The 25,565-nt window shown below is 62.9% G+C and carries 25 protein-coding genes and 1 tRNA gene; 15 read left to right on the forward strand and 11 right to left on the reverse strand.

The window, feature by feature from the left end:
* Window positions 1–106 precede the first annotated feature (106 nt).
* Window positions 107–179: transfer RNA gene (locus GXH28_RS05850), tRNA-Pro, on the reverse strand.
* Between the two features lie 276 nt (window positions 180–455).
* Between GXH28_RS05850 and GXH28_RS05855 the strand changes: the two genes are divergently transcribed.
* The 3 genes from GXH28_RS05855 to gntE all read left to right on the forward strand — a co-directional run bounded on the left by GXH28_RS05855 (window position 456) and on the right by gntE (window position 2,880).
* Window positions 456–809 (forward strand): hypothetical protein, encoded by a 354-nt coding sequence (locus GXH28_RS05855; protein ID WP_169238089.1) that lies wholly within the window; start codon window positions 456–458, stop codon window positions 807–809.
* A gap of 47 nt (window positions 810–856) precedes the next feature.
* On the forward strand, window positions 857–1,213 hold the full coding sequence (locus tag GXH28_RS05860; protein WP_169238090.1) for a YtxH domain-containing protein: 357 nt from the start codon (window positions 857–859) through the stop codon (window positions 1,211–1,213).
* 284 nt (window positions 1,214–1,497) lie between these two features.
* Window positions 1,498–2,880, forward strand: coding sequence for a guanitoxin biosynthesis PLP-dependent transaminase GntE (gene gntE / locus GXH28_RS05865; RefSeq protein ID WP_169238091.1), 1,383 nt, complete (start codon window positions 1,498–1,500; stop codon window positions 2,878–2,880).
* 142 nt (window positions 2,881–3,022) lie between these two features.
* Here gntE and GXH28_RS05870 read toward each other — a convergent pair whose 3' ends face one another.
* Together GXH28_RS05870 and GXH28_RS05875 are read right to left on the reverse strand one after the other, a co-directional pair.
* Window positions 3,023–3,376, reverse strand: coding sequence for a hypothetical protein (locus GXH28_RS05870; RefSeq protein WP_169238092.1), 354 nt, complete (start codon window positions 3,374–3,376; stop codon window positions 3,023–3,025).
* Window positions 3,377–3,422: 46 nt separating this feature from the next.
* Window positions 3,423–3,617 carry a hypothetical protein gene (locus GXH28_RS05875; protein WP_169238093.1) on the reverse strand — a complete coding sequence of 65 codons (195 nt, stop codon included), beginning with the start codon at window positions 3,615–3,617 and terminating at the stop codon, window positions 3,423–3,425.
* Between the two features lie 270 nt (window positions 3,618–3,887).
* Here GXH28_RS05875 and GXH28_RS05880 point away from each other — a divergent pair, with 270 nt between their 5' ends.
* Both GXH28_RS05880 and GXH28_RS05885 read left to right on the forward strand, forming a co-directional pair.
* Entirely contained in the window at window positions 3,888–4,361 is a 474-nt protein-coding gene (locus GXH28_RS05880; RefSeq protein ID WP_320447923.1) for an HNH endonuclease, read from the forward strand.
* Entirely contained in the window at window positions 4,351–5,655 is a 1,305-nt protein-coding gene (locus GXH28_RS05885) for a cellulase family glycosylhydrolase (protein WP_169238094.1), read from the forward strand. The genes GXH28_RS05880 and GXH28_RS05885 overlap by 11 nt, the downstream gene beginning before the upstream one ends.
* A gap of 138 nt (window positions 5,656–5,793) precedes the next feature.
* On the opposite strand, the gene GXH28_RS05890 is transcribed toward GXH28_RS05885, so the two are convergent.
* The 3 genes from GXH28_RS05890 to uvrB are packed head-to-tail and all read right to left on the reverse strand — an operon-like array spanning window position 5,794 to window position 9,970.
* A complete protein-coding gene (locus GXH28_RS05890; protein WP_169238095.1) occupies window positions 5,794–6,822 on the reverse strand; it encodes a phosphotransferase in 1,029 nt (342 codons plus the stop codon).
* Window positions 6,810–7,745: an isoaspartyl peptidase/L-asparaginase gene (locus tag GXH28_RS05895; RefSeq protein WP_169238096.1), complete on the reverse strand. Its 936-nt coding sequence runs from the start codon at window positions 7,743–7,745 to the stop codon at window positions 6,810–6,812. Before GXH28_RS05895 ends, GXH28_RS05890 begins: the two co-directional genes overlap by 13 nt.
* 56 nt (window positions 7,746–7,801) lie before the next feature.
* Window positions 7,802–9,970: an excinuclease ABC subunit UvrB gene (gene uvrB, locus GXH28_RS05900; protein ID WP_169238097.1), complete on the reverse strand. Its 2,169-nt coding sequence runs from the start codon at window positions 9,968–9,970 to the stop codon at window positions 7,802–7,804.
* Window positions 9,971–10,344: 374 nt separating this feature from the next.
* Here uvrB and GXH28_RS05905 point away from each other — a divergent pair, with 374 nt between their 5' ends.
* The 3 genes from GXH28_RS05905 (at window position 10,345) to GXH28_RS05915 (ending at window position 13,047) form a co-directional block, all read left to right on the forward strand.
* A complete protein-coding gene (locus GXH28_RS05905) occupies window positions 10,345–11,136 on the forward strand; it encodes an SDR family NAD(P)-dependent oxidoreductase (protein WP_169238098.1) in 792 nt (263 codons plus the stop codon).
* A gap of 108 nt (window positions 11,137–11,244) precedes the next feature.
* Window positions 11,245–12,024, forward strand: a complete 780-nt coding sequence (locus GXH28_RS05910) for an HpcH/HpaI aldolase family protein (protein ID WP_240550219.1) — start codon at window positions 11,245–11,247, stop codon at window positions 12,022–12,024.
* A 57-nt stretch (window positions 12,025–12,081) separates the two neighbouring features.
* Window positions 12,082–13,047 (forward strand): hydroxyacid dehydrogenase, encoded by a 966-nt coding sequence (locus GXH28_RS05915; protein WP_169238100.1) that lies wholly within the window; start codon window positions 12,082–12,084, stop codon window positions 13,045–13,047.
* 5 nt (window positions 13,048–13,052) lie between these two features.
* Here GXH28_RS05915 and GXH28_RS05920 read toward each other — a convergent pair whose 3' ends face one another.
* Complete coding sequence (locus GXH28_RS05920; RefSeq protein WP_169238101.1) at window positions 13,053–13,475, reverse strand: globin family protein; 423 nt, start codon at window positions 13,473–13,475, stop codon at window positions 13,053–13,055.
* A 121-nt stretch (window positions 13,476–13,596) separates the two neighbouring features.
* Complete coding sequence (locus GXH28_RS05925) at window positions 13,597–14,262, reverse strand: alpha/beta hydrolase (RefSeq protein ID WP_169238102.1); 666 nt, start codon at window positions 14,260–14,262, stop codon at window positions 13,597–13,599.
* A gap of 193 nt (window positions 14,263–14,455) precedes the next feature.
* On the opposite strand from GXH28_RS05925, the gene trpB reads away from it, so the two are divergent.
* The gene (gene trpB, locus GXH28_RS05930) at window positions 14,456–15,745 is read left to right on the forward strand and encodes a tryptophan synthase subunit beta (RefSeq protein WP_169238103.1); all 1,290 of its coding nucleotides are present in this window, start codon (window positions 14,456–14,458) and stop codon (window positions 15,743–15,745) included.
* Between the two features lie 6 nt (window positions 15,746–15,751).
* On the opposite strand, the gene GXH28_RS16730 is transcribed toward trpB, so the two are convergent.
* On the reverse strand, window positions 15,752–16,951 hold the full coding sequence (locus tag GXH28_RS16730; RefSeq protein ID WP_169238104.1) for an SH3 domain-containing protein: 1,200 nt from the start codon (window positions 16,949–16,951) through the stop codon (window positions 15,752–15,754).
* 46 nt (window positions 16,952–16,997) lie between these two features.
* On the opposite strand from GXH28_RS16730, the gene GXH28_RS05940 reads away from it, so the two are divergent.
* The 6 genes from GXH28_RS05940 (at window position 16,998) to GXH28_RS05965 (ending at window position 22,182) form a co-directional block, all read left to right on the forward strand.
* A complete protein-coding gene (locus GXH28_RS05940) occupies window positions 16,998–17,837 on the forward strand; it encodes a tRNA (adenine-N1)-methyltransferase (protein WP_169238105.1) in 840 nt (279 codons plus the stop codon).
* Window positions 17,838–17,846: 9 nt separating this feature from the next.
* Window positions 17,847–18,650 (forward strand): selenium cofactor biosynthesis protein YqeC, encoded by an 804-nt coding sequence (gene yqeC, locus GXH28_RS05945; protein WP_169238106.1) that lies wholly within the window; start codon window positions 17,847–17,849, stop codon window positions 18,648–18,650.
* Window positions 18,651–18,786: 136 nt separating this feature from the next.
* Window positions 18,787–18,957, forward strand: a complete 171-nt coding sequence (locus GXH28_RS05950) for a hypothetical protein (RefSeq protein ID WP_169238107.1) — start codon at window positions 18,787–18,789, stop codon at window positions 18,955–18,957.
* 25 nt (window positions 18,958–18,982) lie between these two features.
* Window positions 18,983–19,468, forward strand: a complete 486-nt coding sequence (locus GXH28_RS05955; RefSeq protein ID WP_169238108.1) for a cytochrome c oxidase subunit II — start codon at window positions 18,983–18,985, stop codon at window positions 19,466–19,468.
* A 22-nt stretch (window positions 19,469–19,490) separates the two neighbouring features.
* Complete coding sequence (locus GXH28_RS05960) at window positions 19,491–21,209, forward strand: cbb3-type cytochrome c oxidase subunit I (protein ID WP_169238109.1); 1,719 nt, start codon at window positions 19,491–19,493, stop codon at window positions 21,207–21,209.
* A gap of 70 nt (window positions 21,210–21,279) precedes the next feature.
* Window positions 21,280–22,182 (forward strand): SCO family protein, encoded by a 903-nt coding sequence (locus GXH28_RS05965; protein ID WP_169238110.1) that lies wholly within the window; start codon window positions 21,280–21,282, stop codon window positions 22,180–22,182.
* A 259-nt stretch (window positions 22,183–22,441) separates the two neighbouring features.
* Here GXH28_RS05965 and GXH28_RS05970 read toward each other — a convergent pair whose 3' ends face one another.
* Together GXH28_RS05970 and GXH28_RS05975 are read right to left on the reverse strand one after the other, a co-directional pair.
* A complete protein-coding gene (locus GXH28_RS05970; protein WP_169238111.1) occupies window positions 22,442–23,548 on the reverse strand; it encodes a 2-oxoacid:ferredoxin oxidoreductase subunit beta in 1,107 nt (368 codons plus the stop codon).
* Window positions 23,549–23,608: 60 nt separating this feature from the next.
* Entirely contained in the window at window positions 23,609–25,522 is a 1,914-nt protein-coding gene (locus GXH28_RS05975; RefSeq protein ID WP_240550220.1) for a 2-oxoacid:acceptor oxidoreductase subunit alpha, read from the reverse strand.
* Window positions 25,523–25,565: the final 43 nt, after the last annotated feature.

Consider the following 25,565-nt stretch of genomic DNA (forward strand, 5'->3'; position numbering starts at 1 on the left):
TGACAAAACGTCGGGGGCGGAGGCGCGCCCAGTACGCGCATGAAAGTTCCGCCGGTTTACGGATACCTTTTGCAAGTTGGACTCGAGGGATCCCAATTCGGAAAGATCGGGGAACCGGGATTTGAACCCGGGACCTCACGGTCCCAAACCGTGCGCGCTGCCATCTGCGCCATTCCCCGGGGGATGGGCGCATTATACATGGAGTCAGCCTTCGTGTGTTTGATAATGCGCCTCCAACATCGCATTTGCTATAATCCCATGCAGATGTTCCCATGAGTGAAGATTCGCGACCGCGAGAGCAAAACTTCGGGATGCCGGCGGGGTCAGACGGCAAGGCAGAGGCGCAGACTGCGCCCGCGAAGCTACCGCCGCCAGCGTACGACGATCCCGGAGTTAAGCGAGCGAATCGCAGGGCCATCTTTGCTGCCACAGCAACAGGCGCGCTCATCGTTGGTGTGTTGGCCCTGGTCGTCTATCTTTTGTTACAAAACCCAGCGCTCACGGCGAACATCCGCGACATTGTGGTCATTCTGACCGCCGTTGTGCTGATCATCATAAGCTTGGTGATCAGCGCGCTGCTCGTGCTCCTGCTGTATCGTCTACAAGAACTGACGCGCTTCCTGCGCGCCGAACTGGTGCCGATCCTGACGGAGACTCAGAAGGCCGCCAAAGCCGTGTACGGGACGACGCTGTTCATGAGCGACAGCATCGCTAAACCGGCCATCAAAGCTGCCGGGTTCGTCTCGCGAATGCAGCGAATGGCCCAAGCGGTCAATATGAAAGCCAAAGGCGGCGCGGGGCGACGGTGATACAACAGCTCGCAAGCCTTATCCGAATGAAGAAGAGGTGATGACATATGGCTAACAACGATTCAGGCGCCGAGATGGGAGCCTTCTTCGCCGGGGTGCTGATCGGCGGACTGATTGGCGCTGCGACGGCGCTGCTGATGGCGCCACAAAGCGGCGAGGAAACGCGCAAGCAAATCAGCCGCACCGGCCTTGAATTCCGCGACCGCGCCCATGATTCGCTCGAGGACGCCCGCGAACGCGCCGAGGCAACCATCGCCGACGCGCGCCGCCGCGCCGAGCGGATCGTCGAAGAAGCGCGTGAACGCGCCGAGCGCATGATTCAGGAAGCGCGCGCGTCCGTCGAGCATGCCGCGCAAGACGCTAAAGAAGCGGCCGAACGCGCCGCGACGTCGGGCGAGGGCTGACGGCGCGTCCAAACCCTCAGCCTGCCCGCGGACGCTGGCCTCGTGCGAAACGCCGCGCTAGGTGCTGATGCTAAATGGACGCTTGATTTGAGTGACGAACGTTCAGTCGGGCTGAATCGGCTCTTGGTGTGAGTGTGAGCAACGTGCCATCTCGCGCGGCGGGATGGCACGCTTGTTTTTCCGCGCTTCTTTCGCAGCGCGGGAGGGAAAGGAGAACTATGTTTAGAGACAAATACCTAACCGAATTACCGATGGAATCTTTAGTGAAGCCTGCCATGGGCTCTATGGCGGCCGACGTGGTCGCTATGGCACCAGCAGGCGAAGCTCCACGCGTTGTATCGGCCGGCGCTCGACCGGCTACACAACGCGATCTGTGGTATGCGCGCGCGCGCGCCGTCATGCCATGGGGCGTCTCGTCCAACTTCCGTTATTGGAGCGACGCCGATACCCCGGTCATCGCGCGCGGCAAAGGCGCATATATCTGGGATGTGGACGGCAAAAGATATATTGACTATCGCCTCGGCTTCGGGCCGGTTATCTTGGGTCACGCCTACGAGGCTGTGACGCAGGCGGTCTTCGAAGCCATGCAGGATGGCAACACATTTGCTTTCACGAACGTATACGAAGTGCGCGCGGCGGAGCGCATCTGCCGCATGACGGGCGTAGATAAGGTGCGTTTCACCAACAGCGGCAGCGAAAGCACCATGCACGCGCTGCGCATCGCCAGGGCGCACACCAATCGCGAGCGATTTATCAAGTTCGAGGGGTGCTACCATGGCGCGCACGACTATGTGATGTGGAGCACCTCCGACAGCCCGGTCAGCGCAATGGGCTCGCGCCGCAGCCCCATCCCCGTGTCGACCAGCAGCGGCATTCCCAGCGATGTGCGCAAGTGGGTGATCACCCTGCCTTTCAATGACTTCGCGATGTTAGAGCGCACGGTGCGCGATCACGGCCATAGCATCGCGGCGATCTTGGTCGAGCCGATGATGGGCAACATGGCCTCGATCATGCCTGCCAAGGGTTGGCTGGAATTCATTCGCAAATTGTGTGACGACTACGGCATTGTGATGATCTTGGACGAGGTGAAGACGGGATTCCGCATCGCGCCTGGCGGCGCGCAGCAATTCTTCGGCGTGCGCGCCGATCTCGTCACCTACGCTAAGGCGATGGGCAACGGCTTCCCAATCGGCGCCATCGGCGGCAAGGAAGAATTCATGATGACCATCGAGCCGGGCGCCGTGGGCCATGGCGGCACCTACTGCGGCAACGTGGTTTCCGTCGCAGCGTGCGATGCGGTGCTGCGCGTGATGGAGGAAGAGCCGGTGTTCGAGACCATCCATGCGCGTGGCCTGCGGCTGATGGCCGGCATCCAGGAGATTCTCAACCGCTTCGGCATCCCCCATTCGCTGACGGGCGTGCCGGCGATGTTCGGCCTCATCATCGGCAATGACGAGTCCACCGACAAACCCTCCGACCATCGCTCGGCAGAACGGTTTGCCAACGACGCGCTGATGGACGCGATCTTCGAGGGCTTATATGCGCGCGGGATCATGCCCGACCCAGACTACGGCGAACCCTGGTTCCTGTGCTACGCGCTCTCCGAAGCAGACGTGGACGAGACGCTTCAGGCCTATGAGGATGCAGTGAAAGCAGCGCTGCGATAACCGGACGCAAAGCTGCACGAAGAGCGGGCCGCTGTAATGCGCGCCCGCTCTTTCCGTTTACGCCGACGGCTTACCCCCTGGGCGAGCAATGACTGCGAAGCCGACGTCGGCTTGCCCCTGCGGAGAAATGTTCCTGTGCGGCCTAGGCAGGAACTTTCAACCAGTCAACGCGAATGAACGCGAAGACCAGCACCGCCCACACAGCGTAGGCGCCCAAGATGGCCATCCATAGCGTCACGCCCAACCGCAGCAGCCCATAGACAACGATCACCCACACGATGGTTGCGAGCAAGCCGGGCACCAGCGCCCACACAAATGACGCGACGGCGTCCGGGTCATCATTGCCGCCCCCGAACACCACCCACAACCCCAGTGGGATATTGATCGGCATCGTAGCGAGAATAGCGGCAAGGGTCTTCGAGCGATCGCGCAGGATAGCCACGCCCAGGATGATGGCGATAGACGCGATAACGGGTAACGCTTTCTGAGTGTTCATCGGCTCTGCTCGGCTGATCTGGTTAGACGAGGCAGCGGTTCGCCGGTCATCTCGGCTGTGTTCGATCGCGTGCAGACAGGTCTTCGTCCAACCCCAGACTGATGTAAGGATGCAGCACACAGACGATGACAACATCCGGCCGCGTCGCCTCAACCATCTCAACAGGTCCAGTGAAGAACGGGCCGCCGACTGCGATGCCGGCGCCCGCGCCGACGAGGGCATAGTGGAGGGAATCGGTCATCGGTGATAGCGCAAGGCGCGCAGCGTATGCTTATCTTCGCGATCAATCGCGACGTCGGAAGCTTATTGTAGCCGATGGGCTACACCTCTTCGCAGCAACATCTGGCCTGTGCCTTAACATACCTTAATCCAACAAGTGTAGAATTTTATGAGTAGTCCACAGGCTTTCGAGTAAGGAGACGAGAAACCAGAAAGCGCAACTGTCTATCACAGCACAGCGCCGTCGCTGCGCCGGGTTTTGGTGCTCAACGTCACGTATGAACCGCTGAGCGTGGTTCCCGTGCCTCGCGCAATCCACCTGTTGATGATGCAGCGAGCCGAGTTGATCGAGGCGTCTGACGCCGTCATCCGCAGCGAACGGCTGCAACTGCCGGTGCCGCAGGTCATCCGGCTGTTTCATTACGTCCACGTACCGCACAACTTGCCGCTTCCCCTCTCACGCCGCGCGCTGCTCTTGCGAGATGACTACACCTGCCAGTACTGCGGCGCACAGCCGGGCCGAGAAAATTTAACGATTGATCACGTCATTCCCCGTTCGCGGGGCGGGCGCACGGAGTGGGAGAACGTGGTTGCCGCCTGCAGCGCATGCAACCGCAAGAAAGGCAACCGCACCCCAGAAGAGGCGGGGATGACGCTACGGCGTAAGCCGCATCGCCCGCGCTTCTGGGCCATGACGCTGCTGACCATGGCAACCAACGACGTATGGCGCAAATATCTCAACTTGAATGGGTCAGATGGAACGTGACCGGCTGCGCCGAGCATCTCATGCGAGGCTGCCGCGGTTGATTCAGTCGCTGTTGCTCGCCGCGCTGGTCGTCGGCGTGGGCGCAGGATTGGCTTCGCCGGCCGCCAGCGAGCAGCTCTTCTACTTGACCGGCGAGGAGGCTCGCGGCGCCCAACTGCGCGCACTATGGAACCTGGCGCTCGACCAGACGCGCCCGCCGCTGCAACTGGCACCCGACGCGTCCATTCAGCATCTGCCCGACAACCCCCTCGGCGTGAACACCTTTTTGGAGCAGGAAGTCGAAGAAGCCAAGCGCGCGCGCAGCCTGCAAATGATCCGCGACGCCGGCTTCGCCTGGATCCGCCAGCCGTTTGTCTGGTCGGATATCGAAATTCACGGCAAGGGCGACTTTGAGGACCGGCGCAACCCACCTCACCGCAGCGCGTGGGACAAGTATGACAACATCGTCGCGCTGGCGGAAAGCTACGGGCTGCGGATCATCGCCCGGCTGGGCGCGCCGCCGGCGTGGGCGCACGCCGGTTACGCCGACCTGGGCGAATTCGGCCCGCCGGCGCGCTTCGAGGACTTCGCCGACTTCGTCGAGGTCGTCGCGCGACGCTACCAAGGCCGCATCACGCATTGGCAGATCTGGAATGAGCCGAACATCTTCCCGGAGTGGGGCAACCAGCGCGCCAACCCGGAAGACTACGCCCGGCTGCTGTGCATGGCGCACGCGCGTCTGAAAAGCGTGGATCGGAACAACGTGGTGATCGCCGCAGCGCTGGCGCCGACCATCGCGCAAGATGGCGGCGGCTATCCGGGCGGCGGCCTCGACGACTTGATCTTCTTCCAGCGCATGTATCAGGCCGGCGCAGGCCGTTGTTTCGACGTGGCAGCGGCGCAAGGCTACGGCCTGTTCAGCGGGCCCTACGACCGGCGGCTGAACCCGTTGCAGACCAACGTGGCGCGCCATGTGCTCATGCGCGACATCATGGTGCGCAACGGCGACGCGCACAAACCGATCTGGCTGAGCGAAGTGAACTGGAATGCCGTGCCCAACGATCCGACCATCGCCGATCTCCACCGCTTCGGCATGGTGACGCCGGAGCAGCAGGCGCGCTATGTGCCGATGCTCTTCGAGCGCGCGCGGGCGGAGTGGCCATGGGTTGGCACGCTGAGCGTGTGGTTCTTCAAGCGTCCGAGCGACGCCGAGAAGAACCAGTCGTGGTATTACTTCCGCATGCTCGAGCCGGACTTCACGCCGACGCCGCTGTGGGAGGCGATGAAGGCGTATGCGCTATCGCGCCGGCCCTGACGCCTACTGCGCGCCAAGCCACAGCAGCGCAATCGCGTAGCTGAGGAGTTCACCGCAACTTGCTCGCTGCGCCGAGCGAGACGTCATGCGCGCACTGCCGCCCACAATGGCGAGAGCTTGTGAGGTGCCGGCAGAGAGCTAGCCCCGGCCCATGTGCTGACGCACGCACGACGTCAACTGCTCACCGTAGAGCGTGAGCCAGGCATCCACGCGCGCGAGCGACTCCAGCCAACTCGCCACGTCCACGTAAGGACTGAGGTTGCTCAGGAAGCGGCCGATGAGGTGCATGAGCACATTGGCGTTGCGCAGCAGCACCATCACCGGCAGCAGCGCAATCTCGGCGTCGCTCAGGTATCCCGCACGCGCGTAGCCGCGCGCCAGGGCAGCGATGCGCTCCTGCTCTCGACCGCTGCCTATCGCGTCCCAGCACCAAGCATCCATAGCGATGGCGAAGTCCATGCCGCGCGGGTTGAACGCGCAGTTCTCAAAGTCCAACACGGCTGTGACGCGTGGGCCGTCCATCAAAAGGTTGCCGGTGATGTAGTCGCCGTGGATGAGTTGTTGGGGCAAGGCGCGGATCTGCCTTTCGTGGGCATAGATGCGCTCGAGCACAGCATCCACGCGCGCCACGTCCACCCGCGAGGCCAGCGAGCCGACGGCGCGCATCGCCTCAAAAGGGTCGGGCACCAGCGGATGCACACGATCTAGCTCGATATACGGCCGGGGCGCGCCGGCGCCGCGCGATTCCACACGCGCCAGCGCGGCATGCAGCACCGCCATCGCCTCGCCGGCGCCTTCGGCCTGACCCAGGTCGTGGACGACGGGGTTCTCACCGTGGATGAACGGGATGAGCATCATCAGCCGCACGCTTTGCCCGTTGTCCACCAGCGCCCACAATTCGCCTCGGCGGGTAGGGATGGGTGCAGGCACGGCGAAGGGCAAACCTTGACCGGCGAGTTGCGCCAGCACAGCGATCTCGTGCTGAATGTATTTCGGGTTGGCGTGATTGCCGTAGACGCGCAACACATACGGCAAGGGCGCGCCGGCACTGTCGCATAGGCGATGCAGGTAGTTGTTGTAGCCGCGCCCAAGTGGGCAAACGACGCAACCGGCCGGGACATCCCAAATCGCGGCCAACTCGATCGGCGCAACCTCTATACCGGACACACTGCCTCACGCGTGATGGGCCGGGGATCGTCGGCGGTCTGCACTTTGTAGCTCAGCCCGGGCCGCGTGGCGAACGCACCGACGTTGCCGGCCGCGTCCATGATTAAGATGCGCACCCAGTCGGCGCGACGCATGGGATCGGTCGCGTTGGATTCGCCAAGCAATGCGTATAACTGACACGCCACCTCGCGCCCGGCTGCCTCCAGAGACCAGCCCAAGCGCATCAACATCACGGCCTGAGCCGCCGCGCCGATGCGTATAGCCACCTCGCCCAGCCCCATGCAGGCCGCCGCGCCGTAGCGGTTATCGCAATAGTTGCCGGCGCCGATGATGGGCGAGTCCCCCACCCGACCGGGATATTTCCAGGCGATGCCCGAGGTGCTGACGGCGCTGCACATGTTGCCGGCGGCGTCGCGGACGATCACGTTCATCGTGTCGCTGCCCCGGCGTTCGACCAACGCGCGCATCGTGAGGGTGATCGCGTCCTTCTCCTCGTGCTGAGCCACCTCGGCGATGCGCTGCCGCCACGCTGCCTGCGCCTCGGGCGAGAGCATGTCGCGCCGTTCGGCGCCGATTTCAGTTGCAAAACGCGCCGCGCCCTCGCCTACGAGCAACACATGCGGCAAACGCAACATCACCTGCCGGGCGACGCTGATCGGATGGCGAAACCCTTTGAGCGCCGCAACCGCGCCGGCGCGCAACGTCGCACCGTCCATGAACGAAGCGTCCAGCTCGACTTCGCCCAGGATGTTCGGCCAACCGCCATAGCCGACGGTGTGCTCTTCTGGATCATCCTCGACGGCGCAGGCGACCAATTCGGCCACGTCGCCGGCGCTCGCGCCGCGCCGCAGTTGCCGCATGCCGTCGGCGATGAATTCGTCGCGGATCTCGGCATTGGCTAAGATGATAGGTGCAGATACCATGCCTGGGATTCTAGGGCATCCGCTGCCCGCTGCTCGCCCGGTCGTCTTCGCCGACATCAACGTCGCTTGCGCGGGCCGGCTTTCTTCGGCTGCTTGATGGCGTAGCGCGCAGGCGTTTGGGCGGCCTCACCGGCGAGCGGGCGTTCCTCGTCGCCATCTACGCTGTAATCGCGTATGCGACGGATCTTCTCCCACTCCGGCGTCTGGTCGTCCATGTCGTTGAGCAACTGGCGCAGCTCCAGAATCTGGTCGCGCAGCATGGCCGCCTTCTCGAATTCTAGGTCTTTGGCTGCCTGGCGCATCTGCTCCTCCAGCTCGGCGATGAGGCGCTTCTGCTCGCCCTTGGGCAACGACGCCAGGCGCACCGCAAGCGCTCCGCCCAATTCCCGCACTTTGCGTTTTGTCTCGTAGCCGGCTTTACCCTCAGCCACCTTGACGCGGTCGGTCAGATCGCGAATCGCTTTATAGATGGATTGGGGCTGGATGCCATGCGCTTCGTTGTAGGCGATCTGCTTGGCGCGCCGGCGCTCGGTCTCCTCGATCGCCGCACGCATCGAGTCGGTCACCGTGTCGGCATACATGATGACCTTGCCGTTGACGTGACGGGCAGCGCGGCCGATGGTTTGGATGAGCGATGTGGCGCTGCGCAGGAAGCCCTCTTTATCCGCGTCGAGGATGGCCACCAGCGATACCTCCGGCAAATCCAGCCCCTCGCGCAGCAGGTTGATGCCGACGACCACATCGTATTCGCCCAAGCGCAGATCGCGCAGGATCTCGACGCGCTCCACCGTCTGAACTTCGCTATGCAGGTATTGCACCTTGATCCCCAACTCTTGGAGATAGCTCGTCAGGTCCTCGGCCATGCGCTTGGTGAGCGTAGTGACGAGTGTGCGTTCGCCGCGCGCCACGCGCGCGCGGATCTCGCCGATCAGGTCGTCCACCTGCCCGCGCACCGGCCGCACCTCGACGACTGGGTCTAAGATGCCGGTCGGGCGGATGACCTGATCCACGACCACGGCGCTGTGTTGCAGCTCGTATGGGCCAGGCGTGGCGCTGGTGAAGATGACCTGGCGGAAGCGTTGCTCGAACTCCTCGAACTTGAGCGGCCGGTTGTCGAGCGCGCTGGGCAAACGAAAGCCGTAATCCACCAGCACTTGCTTGCGCTCGCGATCGCCGTTGTACATGCCGCGGATCTGCGGGATGGTCATGTGGCTTTCGTCAATCACCAGCAGGAAGTCGTCGGGGAAGTAGTCCAGCAGCGTAAAGGGGGGCGTGCCGGGCGGCCGGCCGTCGAGCAGGCGCGAGTAGTTCTCGATGCCGCTGGTGAAGCCCACCTCGCGCAGCATCTCGATGTCGTAGCGCGTGCGCTGCTCGATGCGCTGCGCCTCCAAATACTTCCCCTGCGACTTGAAGAAGGCGATGCGTTCCTCCAGCTCCTGCTCGATCTCGCGGATGGCGCGTTGCAGCTTCTCTTGAGGCGTGATGTAGTGCTTGGCCGGGTAGATTTCGACCTCCGGCAGCACTTTGAGGATTTCGCCGGTGAGCGTGTCAATTTCGGTGATGCGCTCGACTTCGTCGCCGAAGAACTCGATACGATAGGCGGTCTCGGCGTAGGCCGGCTGCACCTCGAGGGTGTCGCCGCGCACGCGGAAGCGCCCGCGCATGAGATTAGCGTCGTTGCGCTCGTATTGGATCGCCACCAGCATGCGCAGCACCACATCACGACGGCGCACCTCCCCCTGCGCCAACTTGACGACGAACCGCCCGTAGTCCTCTGGATTGCCCACGCCGTAGATGCATGACACCGAGGCGACGATAATCACATCGCGCCGGCTCATCAGCGCGCTGGTGGCAGCCAGGCGCAGCCGGTCTATTTCATCGTTGATCGAGGCATCTTTCTCGATGTAGAGGTCATAGCGCGGCACGTAGGCTTCGGGCTGATAGTAGTCGTAATAGCTGACGAAGTATTCAACTGCGTTCTCCGGGAAGAACTCCTTGAACTCGGCGTAGAGCTGCGCGGCCAGGGTCTTGTTGTGCGCGATCACCAACGTCGGGCGCTGCACACGTTCGATCACCTTGGCGATGGTGAAGGTTTTGCCTGTGCCTGTCGCCCCCAGCAGCGTGGTGTAGCGATTGCCGGCGTTCAGGCTGGCGACAAGTGCCTCAATGGCCTGCGGTTGATCGCCGGTCGGCTGGAAGGGGGAATGCACCTTGAATTCTGTCATCGGGCTTGTGCAAAGGCGGCAAATGCATTATAGAACTTGCGATCTACGATTGCGTTCACGACGTCGGCGAGCTATTTGCCTTTGCGCGCGGGCTGTAATACATTACCGGACATGGGCAAAAAAGCATGGCTGCGCGTAGACTTGATTCACGAAAACCCAAGTTGGAGCGCGAGCCATGCCCAGCTTGATTATTCAACACTCCGCTACCGATCGCGGCGCCTGCTTTCGCCGTGGTGCTGCTTTGGCGGTTCACCTCCATCTGGAATGACTTTATCGTTGCCTGGTCGTGTTGAGCAACTCTCACCTTGCACCAGTCACCGTAGCCGTGCAGAACATGGCCGGCAGCCTGAAAGGCTAAGCACGGAACCCCGCTCATGGCTCACCGCGTTCAAGACAAAGTGATCATCGTCACCGGCGCGGCGCAGGGCATCGGCTTCGGCATTGCCGAAATGCTAGCCCAAGAAGGTGCGCGCGTGGTCATCGCCGACAAACAAGCAGAAAAAGGCGAAGCGGCCGCAGCAAAGATTTGCGCTGCCGGCCACACAGCCATCTTTCAGTATGCCGACGTCACCCGCGAAGCCGACTGCGCCGCGCTCGTGCAAATCGCCGTCCAGCGCTTCGGCAAACTCGACGGCCTGGTGAACAACGCCGGTTGGTTCCCGCGCGCCACGCTTGAGGAAACCAGCACCGAACTCTGGGAGGCCATCATGAACGTGAATGTGCGCAGCGCGTTCTACTGCTGTAAATACGCCATCCCGGCCATGCAACACGCTGGCGGCGGCAGCATCGTCAACATCGGCTCGATCCACGGCTTACAGGCCTCGGCCAACCTCGTCGCCTATGGCGCCGCGAAGGGGGCGCTGCTCAACCTGACGCGCACGCTGGCCGGCGCCTACGGCGCCGACCGCATTCGATGCAACTACCTCATCCCCGGCTGGGTGCTGAGTGAGGGCGAGATCGCGTTGGCCGAAAGCCGCGGGGGGGACGTGAACGAACTGCGCGCGCAGGGCGCCCAGCTCCTCTTCGGCCGTCACCAGACGCCACAGGATGCCGCCTACGCCGTTGTATATCTCATCTCCGACGAGTCCTCCCAGGTAACCGGCAGCATCTTCCATATAGACGCCGGCATGTCCTCACTGATCTTCAAAGCGCGACATGTAGCATGATGGAGGTCAGGGACCAAGAAGCCAGAAGCCAGAAGTCAGAAGTCAGAAGCCAGAAGCCAGAAATCACAACTCACAGCTCAGCTCACAGCTTCCATGCAACCTCATCCTTTGAGAACGATTTGGGCGCAGGGCAACTACGTCGTGAACGGCTGGTGCGCCATCCCCAGCAGTTGGAGCGCCGAACTCATGGCGCGCGCCGGCTGGGACAGCGTTACGCTGGATTTGCAACATGGCCTGCTCGACTACACACACACCCTGCCGATGTTGCAAGCGATCAACCTGGCCGGCGCCGTACCGATGGCCCGCGCGCCATGGAACGAGCCGGGCATCATCATGAAGCTGCTCGACGCCGGCGCACTTGGGATCATCTGCCCCATGGTCAACTCGCGGGACGAGTGTGAACGCTTCGTCGGTGCATGTCGCTACGCGCCGCGCGGCTATCGCAGCTTCGGCCCCACCCGCGCCCGCGTCGCCTATGGCAGCGACTACGAACGAACGGCCGCCGACGACGTGCTCACCTTCGCCATGGTCGAAACGGCCGAGGCGCTGGCCAACGTCGAAGCCATCGTCAGCGTGCCCGGCCTCACCGGCGTGTATGTCGGCCCGGCAGACCTCAGCTTGAGCATGGGCCGCCCAGAGCGCAGTGACCCCTCGCACCCGGACGTCGTCGCAGCGCTGGACGTCATCTTGGCTGCCTGTCAGAAGCATGGCGTGATCGCCGGCATTCACTGCGCCTCGACAGACTACGCGCTCCAGATGGTCGCCAAAGGCTTCCGGCTGGTCACCATCTCCTCCGACGGCAACTTACTGGCGGCGGCGGCTTCTGCTGCGGTGAAGGCGCTGCGCGGTGGACGGGCGAGCGAACGGCAGTCAGGCGGCATCTATTGAGATGGGGCGTCGGGAGTCAGGAGTCGGCGCAGACGAAAACGTAAAGCGCAACACACCATGTTCAAAATCTGGCTCGATGACACGCTGTTGCCTTCGTGTGCGCATCTACTCGAGGGGATCGCAGAGCCGATCGGCCCCTCCCCCACCCTGGCAGGTATCGAAGAAGCCGAGGCATTCATCTGCCCCGGCAACGTGCGTTACGACGGCGCGCGCATGGATCGCGCGCCTAAGCTCAAAGTGATCGCCCGGCTAGGCGTGGGCTACGACAACATTGACCTGGCCGCAGCCACCGCGCGGCATATCCCGGTCGTCTATGCACCGGACGCGCCGACCATCAGCACGGCCGAGCACGCCTGGGCGCTGATCATGACCGTAGCCAAGAAGGTCGCGCAGGCCAACCGCGCTGTGCGCATCACCGGCTGGGAATCGTTTTGGGGGCGCGAAGAAAGCAAGGGGTTGGAGCTGCATGGGCGCACGCTCGGCTTGATCGGACTGGGCCGCATCGGCAGTCGGGTTGCGCGCTACGGCCTCGCCTTCGACATGCGCGTGCTGGCGTTCGACCCTTACATCCCACCCGCCCGCGCACAGGAGATGGGCATCGCGCTCGCGCCGGCATTGGAAGATGTGCTGCGCGAAGCCGACATCGTCTCGCTACATACGCCGGCCACGCCGGAGACGCATCACTTCATGAACGCCGAACGCTTCGCCCAGATGAAGCGCGGCGCGCTGTTCATCAACGTCGCGCGCGGCGCGTTGGTGGACGAGCAGGCGCTCGCCGAAGCGCTGCGCAGTGGCCAGATCGGTGGAGCAGGCTTGGATGTCTTCGACGGCGAGCCGATCAGCCCATCGCATCCTCTATTGGCTTTCGACAACGTGGTGGTCACGCCGCATGTGGCCAGCCGCACGGTCGCCGGCCATCATCGCATCTGGGAGACGACGCTCACGCAAGCGCTACAGGTGCTGCGAGGAGAGCGCCCACCGCATCTGCTCAATCCGGAAATTTGGGAGACGCGGCGTCGTTGAGGCGATCATGTCGCTGCTTCGACCGGCAGCGTCGCTTTCTTCATTGCGCCGGCGAGCACATCGTAGGCCTCGATCCATGCTGCTTTCACCTCTGGGGTAAAGGCATCGCCGAGCACCTGCTCCAACGCCCAGATCAGCGCAGCGCCAAAGGTGTGATAGTCCGACCCCTTCACCCCATAGCGGGAGTGCCGCTCGCCTAACGCCCGAATGCTGGGCGCGATAGCCTCCGGGCGATCCAGCCCGCGCACGGCCAGGCCGATCACCGTCATCAACATGAGGGCTTGCTTCTTCATATCGCCCTTGAAAAGCGGCCGCACGCTCGGATCCATTTCAAACAACCGGTTGTAGAACAGATCACCGACCTCTTGTGCGATTGGCTCAACCTTTGCAAACGTCTGCTGCACCAGCGCGATGTGCTGAGCTTCCATGGCAATCTCCTCACCCAGATCGGGTTACGCAGGGGATGATAGGGGCTGTCTCGTCACGCCACACCCGGCGTAGGAAGGGAATGCGCCCTAGCCGGGCGGCCAGCCCTGCTGCATGCACCGCTCAGCTCAGCCTGGCCAGCCACTTGGTCATCCAGTCATCCACATCCGCCAAGCAACGCTCGTCAATTTGATGACCGATGGGATACTCGCGATACGTCACCGATGCGCCACGGGCAATGAGCCCATCGCGCATCGCCCGTCCCATCTGCACCGGCACGACCGCATCCAACAGCCCATGGGTGATGAGCACGGGTTTGCCGTTCAACGCCTCGCCCGAAGCGACCTCCTCGGGCGGCGCCAGTCCGCTCAACAATGCCGCGCCGGCGATAAGGGCGGGACGATGCAGCAGCACCGCTGCGCTCATCGTCGCGCCCTGGCTAAAGCCCAACAACAGCGTGCGCTGCGGCGTCGCGCCGTAGGCTGTGATCACCTGTTCGATAAAGGCCACCATCGGCTGAACCGCAGCAACGACATCGCGCGGCTCAAACGCAATGCCGGTCTCGTCCCAGGCGAGCGGGAACCATGCGTAGCTGGCCGCGCCAAGCGCTAATGGCGCCCGCGCGCTCACGACGTTAAAGCGCGGATCCAGATAGGGCGTCAAGGACATCAGGTCATCTTCGTTGCTACCGTAGCCGTGCAACAAGATCAGCAGCGGCGCCGGATCATCAGGCCGGGAGCGAGGGGCCGGTCGGAAGCGATGAGATAGAAGAAATGCGTGAGCGTCCATGGTGTGCATTTAGGATGAGAGGTGCGTTGTCCGGGATAATTCGCGCAGCGCCGATATGTGTCGGTCCGCGCCCATGTGCGCCGCGCGCAGCACAGGCCACCGCGGCGCAGCCGGATAGGCGCGGATGACGGGCAACTGGCCCCATCGCCTGCCGCGTTCACCGAACCGCGCAATCGGTGTACATTCGGGAGCAATGAGCACATATCTCACACCTGCAACCGATTATCCTCCTGTGCCCAACGCTCAAGGCAAATTCGGCCCCTACGGCGGGCGCTTTGTGCCCGAGACGCTAATGCCGGTGTTGGACGAGGTGGCCGAGGCGTATGAGGAACTGCGCGATGATCCCGGATTTCGCGCCGAATACGCGCATCTGCTCAAGACCTATGTCGGCCGTCCCTCGCCATTGACACACGCCGAGCGGCTGAGCACCCACCTCGGCGGCGCACAAATTTACCTCAAGCGCGAGGATCTGCTGCACACCGGCGCGCACAAGATCAACAACGCGCTGGGCCAGGCCCTGCTGGCCAAACGCATGGGCAAGCGGCGCATCATCGCCGAGACCGGCGCCGGCCAACACGGCGTCGCCACCGCAACGGCGTGTGCCTTGCTGGGGCTGGAGTGCGTCATCTACATGGGCGTGGTCGATATGGCCCGCCAAGAGCCGAACGTGTTTCGCATGCGCCTGCTCGGCGCCGAGGTGCGCGGTGTGGAGAGCGGCACAAAGACGCTCAAAGACGCCGTGAACGAAGCGATCCGTGACTGGGTCGCCCATCCGCACGACACCTACTACATCATCGGCAGTGCACTCGGGCCGCACCCGTATCCGCTGATGTGCCGCGACTTCCAAAGCGTGATCGGCAAGGAAGCGCGCACACAGATCCTAGAACAAGCCGGCCGACTGCCCGACCAGGTCATCGCTTGCGTCGGCGGCGGCAGCAACGCCATCGGCATCTTCTACGGCTTCCTGAACGACACATCAGTGAAATTGATCGGCGTCGAGGCCGGGGGCGACGGTGTCGAGACCGGCAAGCACGCGGCGCGCTTCGCGCGAATTGAGAATGAAGAATTGAGAATTGAGAACTCTGACGATGGCAATCATTCTCAATTCCCTCAGGGCAAGGTCGGCGTCTTTCAAGGCATGAAGACGGTGGTGTTGCAAAACGCCGATGGACAAATCGCCGCAACGCATTCCATCTCGGCGGGGCTGGACTACGCCGGCGTTGGGCCGGAGCATGTTTATCTGCGCGACATCGGCCGCGCGGAATACACCTCGGCGACCGACGACGAGGCGCTAAACGCATTCCACACGTTGTGCCGGTTTGAGGGCATCATCCCGGCTTTAGAATCGTCGCATGCGGTGGCCGAGGCGCTCAAGCGCGCCCCGCAGCTCCCCCGCGATCACATCTTGCTGGTCAACCTGAGCGGCCGCGGCGACAAGGACTTGAACACTGTCATGCAGGCGGCCGGACAATCGCTCTCGTGAGATCGTTCATCCCTTGCCGCAGAAGTGTAGTTCGCCCCAGTCTTGGATGCGGCCATCGTGAAGCGTGGCAAACAAGCCAATCTTGTAGCCGCCAGGGGGCCAATCGCGACGATTCAGCCGGAAGTTATCCTCTTTGAACGGCACTGGCTGGCGTAAGCCGCGCGATCCCATCCCGCAGTCATCACCGCTAGGATCAATGCGCAGCTCCAGCGACTGGATGCCGTAGATGTGCCAGCGAATCACCAGTTCATCAGGGTCTGGGCTGGCATTGGGCACGAACTCAAACGGCACCGGCGTGCAAAAGGTGTAATCGGGCGCGTTGTTGAGCGTAGCCGCCCAATAGGGGTTCGAGGGATTGCACTCCGGCTCAGCCAGGACGGTAGGCGTAGGCATCGGCGGCGCCTCAGTGGGCGCCGCGGTCGGGGCCACTGCGACTTTTAGCAGCGCAGGCGTAGGTAGCGGCGGAGCCTCCACCGGGCTTACCGTTTGCGCCGCATCGTTCGCCTGCACATATTGCCCCAATACCCAGGCCGTCCTGCCCTCTACGCTGATTTGCCACCACTGCCCATCGCTGCTCTTGCCCGTCACGCGGGCTGTTTGACCGCGGCTCAGCCGGCCCAGTAAGTCATAGCGAGTGCCAGGGCCGGCGCGTAGGTTGACGAAGTCGTTCGACACAGTCACTCCAGGCGTCGCCGTAGGGGAAGGCACTGGCGTGGCAGTCATGGCTGCTGCTTCCGCTGGTGCGGGTGATGGCTCCGGCGTAGGTGCCAAGGTCGGCTCCAACGTCGGGACTGCGGTCGGCACCGCGGTCGGCTCAGGCGCTTCGACGCGCACTGCAATCACATCCGAAAGCGCGATGAGCTTGTCCCCTGCGTCGCGCGCTTCCAGGTACAGCACGTGATTACCAAGCGTTTGCGGCGTCCACAACAGCGACGCGTCCGTGCGGCCAGGCTGCATCGGCAGCGCACCCACGCGCCGGCCGTTGACCCAGACATGAACCTGCACGTAGTCCGCGCCGCGATATTCGACGCGCACCGGCACCTCTGTGTTGATCGTCAGGCGCGCGCCTTGTGCTGGCTCGACGATGCGCAGCGCAGACAGCGGCGCCGCCGGCGCCGGCGCGCCACATGCCACCAGCCCGATAGCAGCAATGCACGCGATCACACAGTTTGGTTTATGGCTTCTCCAGGCGAGGATGGCTCTCATGACGACACACGATTTTAGCGTGCAATAGAATAGCATCCTGATCGCTGTGGACACCATTCAAGACCAAGACCTCGCGCTGCTCGTGGACACGCGCGACAAAGCGCACCTGGTGCGAGTGCGCGCCGGACACAAGTTCGAGACGCACCACGGCTTCATCGCCTACGACGCCATGATTGGCCAGCCTTGGGGCAGCGTCCTTCATTCGTCGCTGGGCCACCCCTATGTCATCGTCCCGCCCAGCACAGCTGACCTCATCAAGCACATCAAGCGCAGCTCGCAAGTGATCTTTCCGAAGGACAGCGCCTACATCCTGATGCGGATGAACGCCAAGCCCGGCGCACGCATCCTGGAGAGCGGCTGCGGCAGCGGCGGGCTGACTCTGGCGCTGGCCACTGCGGTCATGCCCACCGGCCACGTATATTCGCAGGAGATTCGCCAGGACTTCATCGAGCTGGCACGACACAACATGGAGCGCGTCGGACTGGATCCGTACGTCACGTTCATCCACGCCGACAGCACACAAGGCTTCAGAGTGGAGGGCAAAGTGGACGCCGTCTTCCTGGACATGCCGGAGCCGGAGACCTGTGTGCCGCAGGCGCGCGAGGTGTTGAAGGACGGCGGTTTCTTCGGCGCACTCGTGCCGACTACCAATCAGGTGGTGAACCTATTGCGCGCGTTAGAAGACGCGGCTTTTGGGCTGATTGACGTGGAGGAGATTCTGACCCGGCGCTACAAGCCGGTGGCCGACCGGCTACGTCCCCAGGATCGCATGGTCGCCCACACCGGTTTTCTCATCTTTGCGCGCGCTATCGTCAAGCCCGCTCAGTGGCCAACGACCAAACTTGCAGCAGAGGGGGAAGAAGCGGTCTCCCCCGGCGCGGCCTAGTCAAGCCCTATGGATCTGTTGACCACGCTGGCGATCCGCCCCGGCGACTGCGTCGCGGTCGTCGGCGCAGGCGGCAAAACCGCGCTATGCTGGCGCCTGTCGCAGGCGCTCGTGACACACAGCGCGCGCGTCATCTTCACCACCACGACGAAGATTTGGCAGCCGGCATCAGGCGCGTTCGATCTGCTCCACATCGGGCCGATGGCAGACTTTGCGCCGGCGCTCGACGCTTCAGCCACATGGCGTGCAGCCTGCCTAGCCTCAGAGATTGAGGGCACGCCCGACCCAACACCCGCCCGCGAAGCCGGTATGCCTACTATACAGACCAAGCTCATCGGCTTCGCGCCGGACGCCATCTGTGAGCTGAAAGCTGCCACGACACGCGAAAGACCGGTTTCGATCCTGGTGGAAGCCGACGGCGCGCGCAATCTGCGCATTAAAGCGCCGGGCGATGGCGAACCCGTGATCCCTCCTTGCGCCGACGTTGTATGCGTCCTGGCCAACCTCGACGCCATCGGTCAGCCGCTTGACGCGCGTGTAGCACATCGCGTGGAGCACATCGCCCAACTTACGCAGACGCCGGCGGGCAGCATCATCACGCCGGCGTTGGTCATCGCACTCCTCGCGCATCCCATCGGTGGGCTGAAAGGCATCCCGCCTGGCGCTGCCAGGGTCGCCGTGCTCACCCAGCGCGACGGACGCGCGCCGCATCCGGCCGCGTCGCAAATCATGGCGGCCCTGCGCGCGCGCGGCTTCGACCGGGCGGCGACGATTACCCCTCGCGCGCCACAGCCGGTGCTTCTGCCCAACTGAGAGCCATTACGGCAAGACTAGCCGACTGACCAGCCTACAAGCCCGTCCAATCGCCGAGTGCAATCTAACCCGGTTCCCTTTACACTGTAGCAACGGCTATGCCAGGTGTAACCTTTTCAAAGGGCTGTTAACGCTTATGGAAGAAAAGTCGGTGAATCTCCCCCAACCGCCCGAGCCGAATGGCGAGCACTCCGGCTTCCAACCGCGAGGCATCGTCCTCTTCGTCTTTCTCATGCTGCTTGGATACAGCTTGTATTGGGCGTATCTGTGGTTCCTCACCGTAATCGAGCGTGGGGCAGGCAGTTGATCTGACTACTCAGGAGCATCCATGTATGGAGATCAACAAACTTGAGCGGTATTGGCTGATCGCTGTGGGGATCACGCTGGGCGCATTTGTGGCTGCGACGATCGTGGCCGTCACCGTGTTTGGCATTCGCCTGCCGGCGCCGGTGGAGCGGATAGACCCGCAGCGGCTAGACCAAACCATTTTCGCCAAGCCAGGTGTGCGCAAGATCGCCGACAACCGCTACGAGGCAGTCATCGTCGCAAAGTCATGGGCGTTCGATGCCGGGCCGGAGGCCGGCAATCCCGCCGTGCTGCGCTTCCCGCGCGGTTCCCAGGTCACCTTCTACGTGACCAGCAAGGACGTGATGCATGGTTTTCAGATCGAGAAGCACACCTTGAACCTGGAGCTAGTCCCCGGCCAGGTAGCGCGCGCCAGCGCCACCTTCAACCGCCCGGGCACATACCACATCATCTGCAACCACTACTGCGGCGCCGGTCATCAGGTGATGTACGGCGTCATCATCGTTGAGTAAGCCATTGATGAGGAAGACTGTTATGGCAAGCGTTACTCTTCCCCAAACGTTCGAGGCGCCGGCAACGCCGACCACGCTGAAACTGGCGAAGCGCGAGCAAATGATGATCGGCGCGCATATCATCGCGGCGCTCATCGCGCTGATGTTCGGCATCTTCATGGGGCCGTTCCAAACGTTCCACCGGTCGCCGACGTTCGTGCAGTATTTCCCGACGATCCCGATCTTCACGTTCTACTACCAAGCGGTGACAGCACATGGCGTGATGAACGCCTTGTTCTTCACCACGTTCTTCATCATCGGATTCAGCTACTTCGTCACCGAGCGCACGCTGCAACGGCCGATCAAGTCCACCGCAATGGGCTGGGCCGCATTTGTCGCCATGGCCGTCGGCTTGGGGATGATGCTGTTTGTCCTGCTCACCATGCCGCAGCAGTCGGCAGTGCTCTACACGTTCTACCCGCCGATGATCGCGCCGGCGCTGTTTTACATCGGCCTGGTGTTGCTGGCGCTGGGTTCATGGCTGGCGTCGGCGAATATCTTCCTGACCTACCGCGACTGGAAGCGGGAACATCCCAACGAGCGCGTGCCGTTGGCTGTCTTCGCCCTCATCGTGAACTTCATCGTGTGGTGTGTCGCGACAATCGGCGTGGCCATCGAGATCGTGTTTATGCTGCTGCCGGCTTCGCTGGGCATCTTGAAGGTGACCGATCCACAGTTGGCGCGCACGCTGTTCTGGTTCTTCGGTCACCCGCTGGTGTATTTCTGGCTGCTCCCGGCCTACGTGTCTTGGTACACCATGTTGCCGCGCCAAGCCGGCGGCAAGCTGTTCAGCGAACCGCTGGCGCGCGTGGCGTTCATCTTGTTCGTAGTGTTCTCTGTGCCCGTCGGCGTGCATCACCAATTCAGCGACCCGGGCATCAGCGCATCGTCGAAGGGCGTGCAGACGCTCCTCACGCTCATCGTGAGCATCCCCAGCTTCATGACTGCGTTCAACGTCGGCGCAGCGCTGGAGAACGCGGCGCGCAACCGCGGAGCGAAGACATTGTTCGACTGGCCATTCAAGCAGAAGTGGAACGATCCGGTCGTCGCGGCGCAGCTATCGGGTATGTTGCTTTTCATCGCCGGAGGGTTCAGCGGTCTGATCAACGCTTCGGCCCAGCTCAACGCAACGATCCACAACACCTCGTGGGTGCCGGCACATTTCCATCAGACCCTTGGCGGCGCAGTGATGCTGACGTACATCGGCATCCTGTATTGGCTGCTGCCGGCCATTCGCGGCCGCGCCTTGTTCAGCAAGAACATGGCCCTCGCCCAGGTGTTCACCTGGTTAATCGGCATGACCCTGTTCGGCTTGGCGATGGGCGAAGCCGGCCTGCAGGGCGTCCCACGCCGCGCGCTCACCAGCCAATCACCGTATCTCAGCCCGGCCGGCGCCTTTTGGCTTGACGTGACGGCCGTCTCAGGCGTCATCTTGTTGATTAGCTCCATCCTGCTCTACGCCAACATCATCGGCACGCTATTCTTCTCACGCCGACCGATGCCAGAAGGTGAGGTGCCGATTGAGACGGTGAGCGGTGACCGCACCTCACCTCTATGGTTTGAGCGGTGGGGCATCTGGCTGGGCCTTCTGGGCATCCTGTTGTTGATCGCTTATGGCCCGGTGATCGCCGAAGTGTTGGACTTCCAGCTCGGCTGGAACATCCTCCGCTACATGCCAACCAGCAACGCCCCTATGCCCTGACCGTCCGCTGGGGCGCCCATGTCGCCACGCTCTCCGTGGACGCCCCAGTCTCTCGGAACGAAAAGTTGTCATGATCTTCTCTAATCGGCCGATCCGCCGCCCCACATTCCCCCCTGCCTCCGCCTCGTTGGCGCGGCTGATGGTGACGTCGGCGCTCATCGGATTCGGCACCGTGATGTCGTTCCTGGGCGCCGCTTACCTGCAGGATGTGAAGCTCCTGGCTGAGGCGCCGGCGGCCTTCTGGGCCTTCATCTGCGGTCAGCCGCTCGCCGACGCAATGGTCGCGCCACTGGCCTTGATCGCAGGCGAACTAAGCGCGATTTTGGCCGGCGCGTTACTCCTGCGCCCAGTGACCCGGCTGCGCGCAGCAACTGCGGGCCTGGTGGTGTTCGGCGCGCTGGCCGCCGCCGGCAGCGGCTACCTCTTCGGCGCGGCTAATCGAGCTGCCGTTCAGGCGCCACAGGCCATCGCCTATCTGACCCCGCCGCGGCCGATGCCGGATTTCGCCCTGACGAACAGCGACGGCAGCGTCACCCGGCTGAGCGACCTGCGTGGCAAGACGGTGATGCTGTTCTTCGGCTACACCCATTGCCCGGACGTTTGCCCGCTTGCGCTGAGCGAGATGCGCAAGGTGAAGGCGGCGCTCGGCAAAGATGCGGAGCGGGTCGCGTTCGTGTTCGTCAGCGTGGACGGAACACGCGATACGCCGGAAGTGCTGCGGCGCTACGTGCGCATCTTTGACCCGGACTTCATCGGCTTGACCGGACCGGAAAGCCAAGTGCGGCTGATCGCGCTGGAATACGGCGCGCACTTCCGATCTAATCGCGTCGGCAATTCCACGACCTACACCGTGGATCACACCGCCGATACGTTTGTGCTTGACGCTCAGGGACGCTGGCGCTTCGCCTACGGGATGAAGACGCCGACCGAAACGGTTGTGCGAGAGGTGCGCAAAGTGATTCGCGGGGCGTAACGCCGCTACTCAGCATCTGCGCAACATGCCCGATCCATTCACCGCCCCCTGCAGGCTGAAGCCCGCGGAGGGGTGTTGTCGGCATTTTGGACGTCCCACGCGCTTCGGGTTGCCCGGCGCCGGCTCGGCGCTGCATGTGCTTTGCCTCACCTGTGGTTAGCCCTGGGGCGGGATGATGCAAAAACAGGTCAGACCGCTCCAGCAGATCTGACCTGTTGCATGGGAGGGCGATTGAGTGCAATACGTCGCGGGAGCGCAATCAGTACATGGCGCTGATGATCTTTTGTAAGCTCTCGCGGGAAGGCCGCAGCTTGTCCTGCTGGTACGAGGCGATCGGCTTGACCAGATGATAGGTCTCGGCCAAGTTGGGCCGTTCGTTGTTGATGTAGAGCAGGCCGGTGATGAACAGTTGACGCTCATGGGCCTCGGTGAGCAAGCGCAGCGCCGCTTGTTTGTCCGTCGGATCGTGGCTGCCGTCCAGCTTCTTCAGGACGATCTTTGAGCCGTCGAATAGCTCGACCTCTTTCGTCTCGCCCTCGGCGTAGTCCACGCGAATCTCTTCCTGCGACATGACGAAGCCGAAATCGTTAATGCGTTCATCGTGCGCCTTGCCCCAGGTATAGCTCTTGGTGCTGTCGTCGCGGTTGTTGAACGTGACGCAGGGGCTGATGATGTCGAGCACGGCGGTGCCGCGATGGCTGAGCGCGGCCTTGAGCAACATCACGACTTGCTTGGGATCGCCGGCGAATGACCGGGCGACGAAGCCGCAGTCGGCCACGATCGCGGCGCGGCACAGGTCGATCGGCGGGAACTCGTTGCGTCCGGCGTGTTTCAGCTCTTGCCCTACGTCGGCGGTGGCCGAGAACTGACCTTTGGTCAGGCCGTAGACGCCGTTGTTCTCGATGATGTAGACCATGCGCAGGTTGCGGCGGATGAGGTGCATGAATTGCCCGAGGCCAATGCTGCCGGTGTCGCCGTCGCCGCTGACGCCCAGGCCACGCAGCGTATGGTTCGCCATGAGCGCGCCCTGCGCCACCGACGGCATGCGGCCATGCAGCGCGTTGAAACCAAACGACCGGCTCATGAAGTAGGCCGGCGATTTGCTGCTGCAGCCGATGCCGCTGAATTTGACGATGTGCTCGGGCTTCACGCCCAGCTCGTAGCATGCGGTAATGATCTGCGATGAGATCGAGTCGTGCCCGCAGCCGTTGCACAGCGTGGACTCCAGGCCTTTGTAGTCGGCCTTCACCAGGCCGATGATGTTCACACCAGGTGCGCTTGCAACCGGCGCCTTGGGTTGAGCGCCGTGCGCGGTGGTTGCTTGAGCGCCGTTCGTGGCGACGCTTCCGTTCTTGACCAGGGTCATGGTGATCTCTCCTGCTTGCTGGCTTGCGCGCTGCGGTAGACCCCAGCGCGCAAGCCAGATTCAATGTCGCGTCTCCTGATACAGAATCTCCTCGGTGATCCAGTGCGCCGTTAGCGGCAAGCCATCGTTGTGATTGGCCGGATGCACTTTCTCGGCGTCCTTGGGTGAGTGCAGGCGCAACAGTTGGCACAGTTGCGCATCGCTGTTCATTTCGACCACGTAGATGCGCTGATGCGACGCCAGGAACATCGTCACGTCGTCGTTCATGGGCAGCGCGCGCAGGCGCAGATACGAAGCGCGAATGCCCTTGGCCTCGAGCATGGCGCGCGCCTCCTGGATGGCCGGGTCGGTGGAGCCGAAGCCGACGATCCCAATCTCCGCGCCTTCGACCATGTCAATCACGGGAGGCGGCATCAACTTGCGGGCCGTCTCGAACTTGCGCGCCAGGCGATCCATGTTGTTCTCCCAGTCGTCGGCGCGCTCCGAGAGCATGGCGCGCTCGTTGTGGCCGGAACCGCGCGTGAAATAGGCGGCGAACGGGCTTTCATTGCCCGGCAGCGTACGCCAGCCGATGCCGTCGCCGTCCACGTCCTTGTAGCGGGCGAAGCCGCGCATGGCATTCACCTGTTCCTCGGTAAGCACCTTGCCGCGATCCATTGGCTCCTCCGGGTAATCGAACGGCTTGCTCATCCACTGGTTCATACCCAGGTCTAAGTCGCTCAGCACGAAGATCGGCGTCTGCAGGCGCTCAGCCAGGTCGAAAGCGCGCCAGCCGAACTCGAAACACTCGTAGACCGAGCCGGGCAGCAACACCGGATGCTTGGTATCGCCGTGGCCGAGCCAGTAGGCCGCGATGATGTCGCCTTGCGAGACGCGGGTGGGCAGGCCGGTGGCCGGCCCCATGCGCTGCACGTCCCAAATCACCGCCGGGATCTCAGCGAAGTAGCCCAGGCCGGCGAACTCCGCCATCAGCGAGATGCCGGGGCCGCTGGTGGATGTCATCGCTCGCGCGCCGGCCCATCCGGCGCCCATGACCATGCCCAATGCCGCCAGTTCATCTTCGGCCTGGATGACCGCGTAGGTCGGCGCTTGGGTTTCAGGATCAATGCGCAGTTTGGGCAGATATTCGTTCAGCGCGTCGGCCAGACTGGTGGCCGGCGTGATGGGATACCAAGCGACGAACCCCACGCCGCCATAGATCGCGCCAAGCGCCGCGGCAGTGTTGCCATCAATCATGATCTGGCCCTTGGTCTTATCCATGCGCGCCACGCGATAGGGGTCGGTCTTGATCAAGTGCTCGGCAGCCCACGCGGCTGCAGCGCGTACCACCTGCATGTTGCTCTGCACCGGCTTGGTCTTGCCTCTGAAATGGAACATCAGCGCGGCTTCGATCTCATCCAGGTCAATGCCGAGCAACTGGGCGATCGCGCCGACATACACCATGTTGGCCACGTAGGTGCGCAGCTTAGGATCGGGCTCGTGCTGGCGCGCCATCTCCTTGACCGGAATGGCATAGTAGTGCAGGTCGCTGCGCCGCACCGGCAGCTTGATGTCGTCGGCATACATGAACACGCCGCCCGGCGCGGTGTTCTGGTGGTCTTCCAGGATCGTATCTGGGTTCAGCACGATCATGATCTCGGTCGTTTCGCGGCGGGCCACGTAGCCGTCCTTGCTCAGCCGGATGGTGTACCAGGTCGGCCGGCCTTGGATGTTGGATGGGAAGATGTTCTTGCCGCTGACCGGGATGCCCATCTTGAAGAGGGCGCGCAGCAGGATCGCATTGGATGTCTGGCTGCCGGAGCCGTTCTTCGTGGCAACGGTGATGGCGAAGTCGTTCACGATGGATTCATGGGGTAAGCGCAATGGACTCGTATCACGCGCAGGTTGGGGCGTTTCGGGCGCTGCGCTGGTCAGCGCGGTAAGGTCTCTCAGCATTTTCATCTCCTGAACCGTCTTGGGTTCGTTCAAACTCATTTGCGATACCTACGCCCGGCAAACTCGCCGCCGGGCGTTGAAA

This window comes from Candidatus Roseilinea sp. NK_OTU-006 (assembly GCF_012931985.1).
GTDB lineage: Bacteria > Chloroflexota > Anaerolineae > J036 > Brachytrichaceae > JAAFGM01.

What these genes read in the sequence shown, in the direction of transcription:
- GXH28_RS05860 (WP_169238090.1), top strand. Translation starts at nt 857, where the DNA reads ATGGCTAACAACGATTCAGGCGCCGAGATGGGAGCCTTCTTCGCCGGG.
- gntE (WP_169238091.1), top strand. Translation starts at nt 1,498, where the DNA reads ATGGCGGCCGACGTGGTCGCTATGGCACCAGCAGGCGAAGCTCCACGC.
- GXH28_RS05870 (WP_169238092.1), bottom strand. Translation starts at nt 3,376, where the DNA reads ATGAACACTCAGAAAGCGTTACCCGTTATCGCGTCTATCGCCATCATC.
- GXH28_RS05875 (WP_169238093.1), bottom strand. Translation starts at nt 3,617, where the DNA reads ATGACCGATTCCCTCCACTATGCCCTCGTCGGCGCGGGCGCCGGCATC.
- GXH28_RS05885 (WP_169238094.1), top strand. Translation starts at nt 4,351, where the DNA reads ATGGAACGTGACCGGCTGCGCCGAGCATCTCATGCGAGGCTGCCGCGG.
- GXH28_RS05895 (WP_169238096.1), bottom strand. Translation starts at nt 7,745, where the DNA reads ATGGTATCTGCACCTATCATCTTAGCCAATGCCGAGATCCGCGACGAA.
- uvrB (WP_169238097.1), bottom strand. Translation starts at nt 9,970, where the DNA reads ATGACAGAATTCAAGGTGCATTCCCCCTTCCAGCCGACCGGCGATCAA.
- GXH28_RS05905 (WP_169238098.1), top strand. Translation starts at nt 10,345, where the DNA reads ATGGCTCACCGCGTTCAAGACAAAGTGATCATCGTCACCGGCGCGGCG.
- GXH28_RS05915 (WP_169238100.1), top strand. Translation starts at nt 12,082, where the DNA reads ATGTTCAAAATCTGGCTCGATGACACGCTGTTGCCTTCGTGTGCGCAT.
- GXH28_RS05920 (WP_169238101.1), bottom strand. Translation starts at nt 13,475, where the DNA reads ATGGAAGCTCAGCACATCGCGCTGGTGCAGCAGACGTTTGCAAAGGTT.
- GXH28_RS05925 (WP_169238102.1), bottom strand. Translation starts at nt 14,262, where the DNA reads ATGGACGCTCACGCATTTCTTCTATCTCATCGCTTCCGACCGGCCCCT.
- trpB (WP_169238103.1), top strand. Translation starts at nt 14,456, where the DNA reads ATGAGCACATATCTCACACCTGCAACCGATTATCCTCCTGTGCCCAAC.
- GXH28_RS16730 (WP_169238104.1), bottom strand. Translation starts at nt 16,951, where the DNA reads ATGAGAGCCATCCTCGCCTGGAGAAGCCATAAACCAAACTGTGTGATC.
- yqeC (WP_169238106.1), top strand. Translation starts at nt 17,847, where the DNA reads ATGGATCTGTTGACCACGCTGGCGATCCGCCCCGGCGACTGCGTCGCG.
- GXH28_RS05950 (WP_169238107.1), top strand. Translation starts at nt 18,787, where the DNA reads ATGGAAGAAAAGTCGGTGAATCTCCCCCAACCGCCCGAGCCGAATGGC.
- GXH28_RS05955 (WP_169238108.1), top strand. Translation starts at nt 18,983, where the DNA reads ATGGAGATCAACAAACTTGAGCGGTATTGGCTGATCGCTGTGGGGATC.
- GXH28_RS05960 (WP_169238109.1), top strand. Translation starts at nt 19,491, where the DNA reads ATGGCAAGCGTTACTCTTCCCCAAACGTTCGAGGCGCCGGCAACGCCG.
- GXH28_RS05965 (WP_169238110.1), top strand. Translation starts at nt 21,280, where the DNA reads ATGATCTTCTCTAATCGGCCGATCCGCCGCCCCACATTCCCCCCTGCC.
- GXH28_RS05970 (WP_169238111.1), bottom strand. Translation starts at nt 23,548, where the DNA reads ATGACCCTGGTCAAGAACGGAAGCGTCGCCACGAACGGCGCTCAAGCA.
- GXH28_RS05975 (WP_240550220.1), bottom strand. Translation starts at nt 25,522, where the DNA reads ATGAGTTTGAACGAACCCAAGACGGTTCAGGAGATGAAAATGCTGAGA.